Source organism: Frankia sp. CeCAU1 (assembly GCF_977971845.1).
The window spans coordinates 31,357-43,323 of sequence record NZ_CDWWXA010000026.1 but is presented as its reverse complement, the minus strand read 5'-3'; the positions used below and the strand labels follow the sequence as shown (position 1 = coordinate 43,323).

At 70.9% G+C, this 11,967-nt stretch carries 14 protein-coding genes; 11 read left to right on the top strand and 3 right to left on the bottom strand.

Translation table 11 applies throughout. The annotated features are described in order from the left end of the window. The 8 genes from AC08OO_RS07435 to AC08OO_RS07400 all read left to right on the top strand — a co-directional run. A partial coding sequence (locus AC08OO_RS07435) for a GTP-binding protein (protein WP_476618358.1) occupies positions 1–363 on the top strand: 363 nt, incomplete at its 5' end. A gap of 155 nt (positions 364–518) precedes the next feature. After that, positions 519–707: a DUF2273 domain-containing protein gene (locus tag AC08OO_RS07430; RefSeq protein WP_035732549.1), complete on the top strand. Its 189-nt coding sequence runs from the start codon at positions 519–521 to the stop codon at positions 705–707. Next, positions 704–1,087, top strand: a complete 384-nt coding sequence (locus AC08OO_RS07425) for an Asp23/Gls24 family envelope stress response protein (protein ID WP_476607058.1) — start codon at positions 704–706, stop codon at positions 1,085–1,087. The genes AC08OO_RS07430 and AC08OO_RS07425 overlap by 4 nt, the downstream gene beginning before the upstream one ends. A 98-nt stretch (positions 1,088–1,185) precedes the next feature. Next, positions 1,186–1,755 (top strand): DUF6286 domain-containing protein, encoded by a 570-nt coding sequence (locus AC08OO_RS07420; RefSeq protein ID WP_476618357.1) that lies wholly within the window; start codon positions 1,186–1,188, stop codon positions 1,753–1,755. Next, positions 1,752–2,420, top strand: coding sequence for an Asp23/Gls24 family envelope stress response protein (locus AC08OO_RS07415; protein ID WP_476609289.1), 669 nt, complete (start codon positions 1,752–1,754; stop codon positions 2,418–2,420). The genes AC08OO_RS07420 and AC08OO_RS07415 overlap by 4 nt, the downstream gene beginning before the upstream one ends. A gap of 177 nt (positions 2,421–2,597) precedes the next feature. Further along, complete coding sequence (locus tag AC08OO_RS07410) at positions 2,598–3,218, top strand: 50S ribosomal protein L25/general stress protein Ctc (RefSeq protein WP_035732506.1); 621 nt, start codon at positions 2,598–2,600, stop codon at positions 3,216–3,218. A 36-nt stretch (positions 3,219–3,254) separates the two neighbouring features. Then, entirely contained in the window at positions 3,255–3,845 is a 591-nt protein-coding gene (pth, locus tag AC08OO_RS07405) for an aminoacyl-tRNA hydrolase (RefSeq protein WP_476609310.1), read from the top strand. 186 nt (positions 3,846–4,031) lie between these two features. Then, positions 4,032–4,685 (top strand): PIG-L deacetylase family protein, encoded by a 654-nt coding sequence (locus AC08OO_RS07400; protein WP_476609290.1) that lies wholly within the window; start codon positions 4,032–4,034, stop codon positions 4,683–4,685. A 118-nt stretch (positions 4,686–4,803) separates the two neighbouring features. Here AC08OO_RS07400 and AC08OO_RS07395 read toward each other — a convergent pair whose 3' ends face one another. Further along, entirely contained in the window at positions 4,804–6,066 is a 1,263-nt protein-coding gene (locus tag AC08OO_RS07395) for a glycosyltransferase (protein ID WP_476618356.1), read from the bottom strand. 297 nt (positions 6,067–6,363) lie between these two features. Here AC08OO_RS07395 and AC08OO_RS07390 point away from each other — a divergent pair, with 297 nt between their 5' ends. Then, positions 6,364–7,596, top strand: coding sequence for a glycosyltransferase family 2 protein (locus AC08OO_RS07390; RefSeq protein ID WP_476609292.1), 1,233 nt, complete (start codon positions 6,364–6,366; stop codon positions 7,594–7,596). 245 nt (positions 7,597–7,841) lie between these two features. After that, positions 7,842–8,753 (top strand): glycosyltransferase, encoded by a 912-nt coding sequence (locus AC08OO_RS07385; protein ID WP_476609293.1) that lies wholly within the window; start codon positions 7,842–7,844, stop codon positions 8,751–8,753. 135 nt (positions 8,754–8,888) lie between these two features. On the opposite strand, the gene tyrS is transcribed toward AC08OO_RS07385, so the two are convergent. After that, entirely contained in the window at positions 8,889–10,175 is a 1,287-nt protein-coding gene (tyrS, locus tag AC08OO_RS07380) for a tyrosine--tRNA ligase (protein ID WP_476609294.1), read from the bottom strand. A gap of 47 nt (positions 10,176–10,222) precedes the next feature. Continuing rightward, positions 10,223–11,566 carry a S8 family serine peptidase gene (locus AC08OO_RS07375; RefSeq protein ID WP_476618355.1) on the bottom strand — a complete coding sequence of 448 codons (1,344 nt, stop codon included), beginning with the start codon at positions 11,564–11,566 and terminating at the stop codon, positions 10,223–10,225. 190 nt (positions 11,567–11,756) lie between these two features. On the opposite strand from AC08OO_RS07375, the gene AC08OO_RS07370 reads away from it, so the two are divergent. Continuing rightward, entirely contained in the window at positions 11,757–11,882 is a 126-nt protein-coding gene (locus tag AC08OO_RS07370; RefSeq protein ID WP_476607299.1) for a hypothetical protein, read from the top strand. Positions 11,883–11,967: the final 85 nt, after the last annotated feature.

Below are 11,967 nucleotides of genomic sequence, written 5' to 3'. Positions count from 1 at the left end.
GGGGATGGGGGCGCCGTGACCTCCGATCGGCGGCAGGAGTCATCCCGACGCCAGCCCGACGCCGCCCGACGCAGAGCCGAGATCCGCGCGTTCATCCGCACGCACCATCCGGATCGGGGAGGTGATCCACAGGCGTTCGCCGCCGGCCTGCGGGCCCTGCGATCCGCGCCGGATGGGCCGGACCGGCCGGGTGTTCCGGGTGTTCCGGGTGTTCGCCTCACCACCCATCACCGGCCCACCGCCGCGGACATCCTGTTCGCCTGGGTTCGCGGTCGCGGGCGCCGGTGTTCCGCCTCCACGCGCCGGTGGTGGTCGCACCGCCGGGCGCGGTTCGGCCCCGGCCGTGGTCCTCGGGTGCGCTGAGGCGACACCGGGTCCGCGGGACCGCACCCCGGGCTCGGTTCCATGTGACGATCACGCGGGATGCCCCTCGATCTGCCGGTCCAGAGGGGCGGACCGGGTACTGCGGCCGGGCTGGACGGGCCGGGCTGGACGGGCCAGGAAAGGGGAAGAGCCACATGCGATCGAGCGCGCTTGGCCTGATCATCGGTCTGATCGCCGGACTCGCCCTCGCCTTCGGGGGCTTCAGCGAGTTTCTGATCGTGCTGGTCTTCGGTGCGATAGGGCTGGTCATCGGCAAGGTGGTGGATGGTGATCTCGATATCACCCGTTATGTGGGCGGTGACCGGCGTCGGGGGCGGCGGTGAACGAGAGGGAGCGTGCGCGACCGGGCCGTCCCGCGGGTAGGCGGGCGGGGGCCGGTTCCCTGCGGGTGGCGGACCGGGTTGTCGAGAAGATCGCGGCCATGGCGGCGGCGGATGTCGTCGGCGTTACCGGACCGCCACGCGGATTCCCGCGCCGTGGCGGCGCGCGGCGTCGTGGGCGTGCCGGGCGGCCACGGGTCTCGGCGAAGATGGAGGGAGCCACCGCCCGACTGACGATGTCGTTCTCCGTGCGTTACCCGATCCCGGTCACGGAGACGGCCGAGCTGGTCCGGTGCGAGGTGCGGGACCGGGTCGCGGCGCTCACGGGTGTGCGCGTGGCACACCTGGACATCGATATCCCGTCGCTGCCCTCCGATGGGTAGCGGCCCTCTTCTGTCCCTCCGGTTCGCGTTCAGACCACGGGTAACAGACCACGGGTAACAGACAAGGTTGGGCTCGGTGAGGGGAGGGTGCCGTGCGGGTGGGGCGCAGGATCGTTGCCGGACTGCTCGCCGCGCTGATCGTGGCCGTCGGGGGCATCACCGTCATCGAGATCGTGGCCGCGGCCGGTGGTGGCAGGGGCTACGTCGTGGTCGACTGGCCGGCGTGGGCGGACGACCTGGCGGACACGGCCTGGTCCTCCGGGCCAGTCCGACTGGCCGCGGGGATCTGCGTTCTGGTCGGCCTGCTGCTGATCTGGCTCGGAGCGTGGCGCGGAACACCGTCCCGACTCGCCGTGCGGCGCAGCTGCGCGCAGACCATTGTCTTCGTCGAGCGGCGAGGGGTTGCGTGGGCGCTGCGCTCCGCAGCCCTGACCGTCGACGGGGTGCGGGCCGCCCGGGTTCGGGTCCGTGACCGGACCGCCGACGTCCGCCTGCGCCTTCGGCAGCGTGCCGCCGGTGGCGCGCGGGAGCGCGCGGGTGCCGTCCTGGCCTCTACGCTTGTCTCCTTCGAGCTGGCTGAGCCGCTCGAGCTGCGCATCCAGGCGACCCCGCCGGCCGCGGACCGGACCGTCAACGGGGCGGGCCGGGCCGGTGGCGGTGCGGCATGACCGAGACGCGGGCAGTGGGCGGGCAGGCCGCCGAGGGCCGCCCGGCGGGTGGCGGGGTACCCGCGGAGCCCGGCGGGAGGCCGGCTGGGCTGTCCGAGCCGCCGCCCGACCGCCTCAACCGGGTCGCCCTGGTCGGAGTCGGGTTGCTCTGCCTCGCGGCCGGTGTTCTCGCGTTGCTGGTGGGGGCCGGTGCGTTCGGAAACGACGTCGCCGACGAGGCGGTGCTCGACGCCGACACCCGTTCCTACCCGACCTCCCACGCCTGGTTCTGGCTCGTCGTGGGGATCGGTTCCGGGCTGGTCGTCCTGCTTGCCCTCGGGTGGCTTCGGGCGCAGACGGCGCTGGCGGCGCGGCGTCGTGGACTCTACGTGACGGGTGATGCGCTCGGCGCTGTCCATTTGTCCGCCGCGGCACTGACCGACGCCGTCGAGGACGACGTGCTCGGGATCGCGGGCGTCGAGGCGGTGCGGGCGGTGCTGCGCGGCAGGCGGGAACCCGTGCTGGAGATCGCGGTCACCGTTGTCCCGGGGCCGGGGGTCGCCGGCGTGCTCGACGACATCCGTGGCCCGGTACTCCATCGAGCCCGGACCGCGGTCGGTCGTCCGCGGCTACCCGCCAAGGTGGAGGTCCGCCCCGCTGCCACCATCCGGCCGCGGGTGCGCTGAGGTGCGGCCCGGTGTGACCGGGCAGGGTGACCAAGGCCGCGACGCACCCAGGGGCTTGACAGAACGGGGTCGTTTCCCCCATGCCATGGCGCGTCCGGTACTGTGAAGGACCGCGCCGCGGTGGTTCCACCGCCCTCCGGCGCCGGATCCCCAGTTCAGGAAAGGATGAGCGCCGCCATGTCCGAGGTCCGCATCGCCGCGGAGCCGCGCACCGAGTTCGGTAAGGGCGGGGCTCGTCGCACCCGTCGGGCCGGCAAGGTCCCGGCTGTTCTCTATGGTCACGGTAAGCCGCCGCGTCACATCGCGCTGCCCGCACATGACCTCCTCCACGCCTTCAAGACCGACGCCGGCACGAACGTCCTGTTGACGCTCGAACTGGCCGAGGGGACCGAACTCGCGCTCGCGAAGGACGTCCAGCGCCACCCGATCAAGGGCAGCTTCGAGCACATCGACCTCGTGCTCGTGGCCCGGGGCGAGAAGGTCGTGGCTGACATCCCCGTGCAGGTGATCGGGGAACCACACCCGGACACCCTGGTCGACCAGCAGGTCACCACGATCGCGGTGAAGGCCGACGCCACCCGGCTGCCCGGCCCGATCGAGGTCGATATCACCGGGCTCGAGCCAGGTACGAGCATTCTCGCCCGCCAGCTGGTGCTGCCGGCAGGCTCCGAGCTCGACGCCGATCCCGACCTGGTCGTCGTGCAGTGCCTGGCCAAGCGGACGAACGCCCAGCAGGAGGCCTCGCTCGGCGAGACTCCGGTGGCGGAGGAAGCCGGCGTCGCGAGCGCGTCCGTCTAGGCGGATCCGCTCCATCGCCGATGCCGTCTGCCGATGATGATCACTCCGGCCGGCGATGGGCCCTGGCTCGTCGCCGGTCTCGGCAATCCCGGACCGGCCTATGCCGGCAATCGGCACAACGCCGGCTTCATGGTCGTGGACCTGCTCGCCGAGCGGACCGGGTCGCGGCTGAAGTCGCACCGTTCCCGGGCCGATGTCGCGGAGACCCGCCTGGCCGGGGCGCGGGCGGTCCTCGCTCGTCCGCTCTCCTTCATGAATCTCTCCGGCGGTCCTGTCGCGGCGGCCCGGAGCTTCTACAAGGTCGAGGTCTCCCGACTCATCGTGGTGCACGATGAGCTTGACATCCCCTTCGGGGCCGTGCGGCTCAAACGCGGCGGTGGGGACAACGGCCACAACGGTCTGCGGTCCATCTCCTCAGCGCTCGGGACGCGGGACTATCTGCGGGTCCGGGTCGGTATCGGCCGTCCGCCCGGCCGGATGGATCCGGCCGACTTCGTGTTGCGGGACTTCACTTCGACCGAACGCCGTGAGCTGCCCCTCCTGCTCGAACACGCGGCCGACTCGGTCGAGATGCTCATCGCCGACGGTCTGGAGCCCGCGCAGAACCGCTATCACGCGTTGCTCTGAACCGCTCGACGGACGCCGCGTGTTTCTGCCGGTCCGGCGGACACTCCGGATGCTTGGCTACTTCAAGTGTTGTCATGGATGCGAAAGGTCAACGGCATGGCCGGTTGTCGGGGAACCGGGGAGCGGAGGCTTCGTGCACTGGCATGAGGGGGAGAGGAAGGGCGAGCGAGCGCGGAGGAGTGCCGGATGCTGGCGTTGACGGCGGGCCCGCCGGCCGATGGTCGGGCGTACAGCGTCGTGGCCCTCGGGGCACATGCGGACGACGTGGAGATCGGCGCCGCTGCCACGATCATGCAGTTGCTGGCCGCCCATCCGGAGGCCACCGTGCACTGGGTGGTCTTCTCGGGCGAGGGCGAGCGCGGCTCGGAGGCGGAGGAGAGCGCGCGTGAACTGCTCGGCTCCTCGCTCGGTTCGCTGCACCTGCACGAGGTCCGGGACGGTTTCCTCCCGCGGGAGTGGAGCGGGGTCAAGGAGGTCCTGCTGCAGATCGCCCGCCAGGTCACCCCGGACATCGTGTTCGCCCCGGCGCTCGCGGATGCCCACCAGGATCACCGGGTGCTCGGCGAGCTGGCGTGGCAGGCCTTTCGCGGGGCGCTCATCCTCGGCTACGAGATCCCGAAATGGGAGGCTGACCGGCTGTCCCCCAGCCTGTACGTCCCGATCCTCGAGGAAACGGTCGGGGCGAAACTCGATCATCTCAAACGTCATTTCCGCAGCCAGCAGGACCGCGCCTGGTTCGACGACGAGACCTTCCGCGCGACCCTGCGGCTGCGTGGCGTCGAGTGCGGGGCGCGCTACGCGGAGGCGTTCGACGCCCGTAAGGTGATGCTCACCTTCTGATATGCCTCCCGTCCACCGGTCTCCCGTCCACCGGTCTCCCGTCCACCGGTCTCCCGTCCACCGGTCTGCTCCGTCGGCTCGGTGAGGCCCGGCGGGAGATGGGCCGGCGGGCAGGGACTCAGGCTGGCGTCAGATGTTCCTGGATGCGACCGATGAGCGCCGTGTGGTCGAGTTCCTGTAGCACGTAGGCCTGGCCGGCTGTTCCGATCTCGGCAGCCTTCCAGGGCTGTTCCAGCAGGCTGCAGGCGGCGTCGGCGAAGGCGCCCGCGTCCTCGGCGACGAGCAGGTGGGTACCGGGCATCCAGCCGAGGCCGCGGCTGCCGGTGGGTGTGCTCACGACCGGCGTTCCCGCCGCCATTGCCTCGATCGCCTTGATGTTCACGCCGGATCCCGAACGCATCGGGTTCACCGACAGGGTGGCGGTGGCGAGGTAACCGGCGACGCTCGGCACGTCGGTGTGCAACTCCACGCCCTCGAAGCCACCGAGCCATGCCGCCAGGCCCTCCTCCGGACGCCGCCCCACCACCTGGAAGGTCGCGTCGGGATGGCGGACCCGGATCGTCGGCCAGCAGCCGCCGAGGAACCAGCGCAGGGCTTCGATGTTGGTCGGGGTGTCCAGCGAGCCGACAAAGATCAGCTTTTTGCCGGCGCTGTCCCGAGGCGCCGGCTTCCGGCCCGGCGGGGCCGACCCGGTGCCGGCCGACCCGGTGCCGGCCGACCCGGTGCCGGCCGACCCGGTGCCCGTCGGTGCGGTGAGGGCGCCGACGGGCAGGAACGGCGGCAGGTGGAACGTTGGGATGCTCGCCCGCGTACGCCGCCAGTTGTGGTCTTCCAGCGAGATGTCCGCGATGCAGGTGATGAGCGGAGAGTGGTGCATCGAAAGCTCCGCCAGCCGCAGTTTGTGATACTCCAGCTCGTAGGCGACGGCGCGCGGCCCCGAGCTGTTGCGGGCCAGCACCCGGAAGAACTCCGAGTCGACGTTGTGCGCGCGCACCAGATGCGGCAGCTTCCAGATCCGGGCGACCTCCTCGCCGAGATGCGACGTCCGGCAGCTGTAACTGATCACGGCGTCGGCTCGTGGCGGTGTCGACTCCAGCGCGCGGCGCAACGGACCGACCGGCCGGGATGCGTGCATGAATGGCCGGGCCGTCAGGTGTGCCCGTGGGCTGTCGTCACGAGGCAGCCGGATGACGGCCGAACCCGGCACGGCCTCCTCGTACACGGCGATATCCAGGTTCTCCCGGGAAGGCACCAGGACCTGCATCCGAACGCCGGCCGCGGAAGCCGCGGTGAGGAAGCTGAAGGTCTCCACCCGGCCGCCCGCGTCCACCGGGAGAAACGGTTCCTCGACAACGACGATCCAGCGCGTGGAGTCGCTCACCGGACAACTGTAACGACCGTGGGGTCGGGTAACGACTGCGGGCTCGGTACTCGCGCGGGGTGTCGCGGACAGTTCCAGGTAGATGACAACAGTTCCAGGTAGATGACAAAGAGTGTCGTGAGGTGAGGGTGGGGTCGAGGTGCGCGCAGGTCCGCCGGGGGTCCATCCGATTCCGCGGGACGACTTTGGCGCGGTGCGGGTGCCACGGCTGCGCGGCGTCATGGCGTCAATGGCGCCGTACCGCAAAGGACGGAGCCGTTGGTTGTGGCTGACCGGCGGAACGCTACGGTAACCGCCATGACAGGTGTCCGGACCATCGGTCGAGGTGCCGCCGTGGCGGCGCTGGGAGCCACAACCGTTTACGGTCACGTCTTGTATCCGATCTATATCGGATTGCGCAGCCGTGGTCTGGAGTCGACGGCACCGCCGGACCCTGAGATCTGGCCGGGACTGAGCGTGGTCGTCTCCGCCTATCGGGAGTCGGCGGTGATCGGGGCGAAACTGGATGAACTCACCCGCACGGACTATCCCGGGCCGATGGAGATCATCGTCGTGGCCGACGATCCGGAGACGGCCGAGGCCTCGCGCCGGCCCGGCGTGCGGGTGCTGTCGTCCGGGGAACGCCTCGGCAAGGCGCGGGCGGTCAACCGGGGAGTCGCCGCCGCCACCCACGAGCTCGTGGTGCTCACCGATGCGAACGCTGTGCTCGCGCCCGGTGCCCTGCGGGCAGCCGCCCGTCATTTCACCGACGAGACGGTCGGCGCGGTGGCGGGGGAGAAGCAGGTTGACGATCCCGACGGAGCCCAGGGCTTCTACTGGAAGTTCGAGTCCTGGCTGAAGCGCTGCGAGTCGGCGACCGGCGCGACCATCGGCGTGGTCGGCGAGATGCTGGCCTTCCGCCGCCAGGCGTTTCGGCCCCTGCCCGCGGACGTGGCCGTCGACGATGCCTGGCTGGCTCTCGACATCCTCGAAGGGGGGCTGCGGGTCGTCTACGAACCCGAGGCGTACTCGATCGAGTCGTCGAGCCCGGACTACTCGGCGGAGTGGGAGCGGCGGACCCGGATCGTCGCTGGCAACCTCGACATGCTCTGGCGGCGCCGGGCGGCGCTGGTGCCCGGCGCGCTGCCGGTCACCCCGCAACTGTGGGGCCACCGGCTGGTCCGCTCGTCATTCGGCCCGTTGGCGCAGGTTGTCCTGGTGGGGCTCGCCCTCCCGGCCGCCCGCCGGAGCTGGATCGCCCGGCTGTTCCTGGCCGGCAACGCCGTCGGCGCTGTGAGTACCGCGGCGCTGCTGACCGGGCGCACGCCGCCCGGCCCGACCCGCCTGGTCGCGCAGGTCTTCTTCCTGCAGGCCGTCGCGCTCGGCGGGGTGCGGCGTTTTGTGGCCCGGGACCGGCCCGCCGTCTGGCCCAAGCCGGAGCGGCCCGCCGTGGCCTCCGCGACGTCACCGGCGCCCCCGGGGTCGGTCCTGCCACCGGGGCAGACGACGCCGCCTGGCCCGCCGACCGAGCTGGCCCCGGCCGGCAACTGACCTACTCCGGCAACCGACCTACTCCGGCAACTCACCTACTCCGGCAACTGACGCCGCTGACGCCGGCCGGGACCGGCCTCGACCGGAGAACCCACCGCGGTCCGTCACCGGCTACGCCTATCGAAATACCACCCGCCATGGGGCGGGAATACCGTGTGGCGCAACACCGCAACACCGCAACACCGCACGAGGCGTGGATATCCACCTGAGTGCGCGTCAGCACACGCAGTGAGGAGCGTGCCGCCATGTCCGTCGAGAAGCCCAACCGGTCCAGGTGGCAGTACGAGCTGGTACTGGTCAGTTTTCACAGCCGTGGCCAGCTCGAGCAGCTCTTCGCGACCCTTCCGTTGGACATGCCGGTTGTGATCATCGATAACGCGGAGGGCGTCGACCGCGTTGACGAGCTGATCGCGGACCGGCCCAACAGCCGTTACCTCGACTCCGGTGGCGGCAAGGGATTCGCGAAGGCCGCCAACATGGGCATCCGTTCGTCGCGCTACGAGTACGTGGTGCTCGGCAACCCGGACAGCCGGCCCACCGTGGAGGTCATCGACACGCTGGTCGACGACCTCATCGCCGATCCCGAACTGGTGACCAGCGCGGCCACCATGAAGGGGCACGACGACAAGCCCGAGCTCGGTAACGGCGGCTGGGAGCCGACGCCTCGCCGGGTGCTGCTGCACGTGCTGGGAGCGCACAAGGTGGCGCCGAGCTCGGCGCTGTTCGCCCGGCCGACACCGGGCCGCCCGATGAACCCCGAGTGGCTGACCGGCGCCTGCATGGCCGTCCGCCGGTCCACCTTCCTCGAACTGGGCGCCTTTGATGAGACGTTCTACGTCTACAACGAGGACATGGCGCTCGGCCGGGCGATCCGTGAGGCGGGGCTGCGGCAGAAGCTGCGCACCGATCTGCTGGTACCCCACGGGGCGGGAGGTTCCGGGGCCGGTAAGACATGGATGCTGCAGATGCGCGGTGCGTCCATGGTGCGTTATCTGCGTAAGCACAATGCGCCGGCTCGGGTGAACGTGATGCGCTCGATGCTCGTCGCCGGCTACGCCGGGCGTACGGTGCTCTCTCGGGCCCGGGGCAGGAAGGCAGTGGCCGACGAGCACGCCGCATATATCAAGGGCCTGCTGGTCGGACCGCCGGCCCAGTAGCCGCGCCCGTTCCTCGTTCGTTCCCTGCCTGTTCAGTGGGCTGTTTGTTCGATTCGTCCCTCTGGCCAGGCGGGGAAGTGAACAGTGAACTCGGTGGTCCCGGGCTCGCTGGTCCCGGGCTCGCTGGTCCCGGGCTCAGGTGAAGCGGGCTACCCGCCATTCCCGGCGACCGCGGCGGACCAGGATGACCGAGCCGTGCAGCAGATCCTTGGTCCCGACGGTGGCTTCCACGCCGACCCGTTCCCCGTTCACCAGGACCGCATGGTTGCCCAGGTGCTCGCGCGCATCCCGCTTGCTGCTGGCGAGGCCGGTGGCGATCAGCAGATCGACAACCGGCCAGCCGTCATCCTCGAGCCGGGCGGCCGGCTCCTCGACCGTGGGTACGTCGGCGAAGACGTCGGAGAGCAGATCCGCGCCGATCGCCTTCACGTCCCCGCTGAACAACGCCGCCGACGCCGCCTCGGCCGCGTCGACCGCGGCCTGACCGTGCACCAGTGCGGTGATCTCCCGCGCCAGGCGACGCTGCAACGCCCGCTTACCCGGAGCCTCGGCGTGCTCGGCGAACAGCCGCTCCAGCGGCTCACGGTCGATGAGCGAGAAGAACAGGGCGAACCGGTGTGCCTCGTCGTCGGACAGATTGATCACGAACTGGTACAGGGTGTATGGCGAGGTGCGGTCGGCCGAGAGCCAGACCGCACCCTTCTCCGACTTGCCGAACTTCGTGCCGTCCGAACGCAGCAGCAGCGGGCAGGTCAGCCCGTGTACCTGGGTGCGCAGCACCCGTCGCACGTAGTCGATCCCGGCGACGATGTTGCCCCACTGGTCGGAGGCGCCCATCTGGAGGGTGACCCCGTGGTCCTCGCACAGGCGGCGGAAGTCGTACGCCTGGAGCAGGGAGTAGCTGAACTCGGTGTAGGTCAGGCCGACGTCGGGATCGTCCAGCCGCCGGCGCACCGAGTCACGGCGGACCATCTCGGTGACGGGGAAGTGCCTGCCGACGTCCCGCAAAAATTCGATCATTCCGAGTCCGTCGAGCCAGTCGGCGTTGTCGACGAACTGCGGGAGCTGGCCGGAGTCCAAGGCCCGGGCGAAGACGGACTCCATGATCTCCTGTTGTCCGAGCATGTTCGTCCGTACCTCCTGGGCGGTGAGCAGGCTGCGTTCCACCGACTTGCCCGACGGGTCGCCGATCAGACCTGTGCCACCGCCGAACAGGGTGACCGCGCCGATCCCCGCCCGTGCGGCCCGGATCAGCAGGGTCATCGGCAGCAGGTTGCCGATCGTCAGCGAGGGGGCCGTCGGGTCGAAGCCGATGTAGCAGCGCCGCCGTCCGCTGTCGAGGTGCTCCCGCAGTTCGGCGGGATCGGTGCTGTCGTGGAGGAGTCCACGCCAGGACAGCTCGTCCAGGAGCGCATGTGTCATGGGACCATGGTAGAAGTGGCGCGCCGGTCCACCGTGTCACGGCGAGATCACCCGGTAGGGGAGCTCGGGCGGACGCGGCTGCCCGTGCGGCCCGGTCCCGCCCGCGTCGCGCGCTGCCAGGCGTACAGCAGATGTGTCACGATCCCGAGCAGGACGCCCAGCGAGGCCGCAATCCCGAGCCCGGCGGTCCAGACCAGTGGCGAGGGTTTCGATGATCCTGGGCCGGCTGCGCCGATCGGACCGGTGTTCGTGAGTGTGGCGCCGGCCCCGTGGGTCGTCGCGTCGCCGGCGGATCCCCGGGCCTGGCCGCCGGGCATGATGCGGCCGGCGGCCGGCGCGGGCCCCCCCACCCCCCAGCGTGTCGGTGCCGACAGCAGCGGATTGCTCCTGACCACCGGCACGGCCCGGGTCAGCGCCGCGACGGGGTCGACGATGCCAAAGCCGAACTCATCGTCGCGGCCAGGAGAGCCCGCATCCCGCGCGGTGTAGACGAGCCGCTCGATGACGTTGGGTGCGTCCAGGTCCGGCTGGGCGGCCCGGATGAGGGCGACAACGCCCGCGACGATCGCCGCGGAGTTCGAGGTGCCGCCCCCGGTGTCCAGGCCGTCCGGGGAGACCCGGGTCGGGACGGGGGCCCGGATACCGGGGGCCGGCGCGGCGATGACGGCCCGCGGCCCGTGGGCCGATTCCCGCCAGAAACCACCAGCGGCCGTCGATCCGGTCACCGCGACCACCCCCGGGATACTGGCGGGGGAGTTGATCGCGGTGTCGCCGGACTCGACGTTCCCCGCCGAGGCGACCACCACCACGTCGTGCGCGAGGGCGTAGCCGACCGCTTTCTCCTCGTCCGGGGTCGCCGTCCCCGCCGAGCCCAGGGAGAGGTTGATGACGTCGGCGCCCAGGTCGACCGCCCGGCGGATGCCGATCGCGACCTCCTCCGAGTTCGCCTCGGCGCCGGTCGAGACGGGCAGGATCTTGGCGGCCGGGGCGATGCCGCGGACCTCGGGCCGGCCGTTGTCGTTGCGACCGGCGATGATGCCCGCCATGGCGGTGCCGTGGCCGTTCGGATCATCGTCGCGCCAACCGTCCCGCGCCGCCCCGGGGCCGATGCCGGTACCGGGAAGCAGCTGACCCCACAACTTGGGTTGGCTGGCGTCGACCCCGCCGTCGATGACGGCCACCACCGTGCCCGCGCCCTGGCTGATCCGGTGCGCCTGGGCGAGTCCCAGGACAGCGTGGTACCACTGCGAGCCTCGGGCGGGCGCGATCGGAGCCGGGCCGGGCCCGGCCGCATGCGGCGGGACGGCGGCGCCGGCCGGAGCGGTCGTCATCACGAGGCCGACCAGCAGCGCGAGGCCGACCAGCAGGCCGGGCATGGCGCGGTGGTGCATGAGGGGGTCCTGCCTCCGGGGCTGCCGCTCGGCGGGCGTGGCTGATCGTGTCCGGTTACGCGCCCTGTCTGAGGAAGTTTTCCACATTGCATGGTCTATGCAGACCACTGTTACAAAGCAGATAGCTCGTCCGGATGGCCCGAGGTGGTTTTCCCGGCTTCAGTGCCTTCGACGGCGCAGGAGACGACCGATGTCCGGTGGGGCGTGGCTCTGCCGGGTGACCGCCTCCCCGGGCCCGGTCCAGGTCCCGGTCGACGCGCAACCTCCACCGGACCGCGGCACGCTCCTCGCGTCCCTGGTTGCCGCCCTGGCCTGATGGTCGCTCCGTCGCCTACCAACACTTACGTGACGGTAGAGTGCCGAGGAACCGCGTATGGGCGCCGCGAAGAGTCGCACCGAGA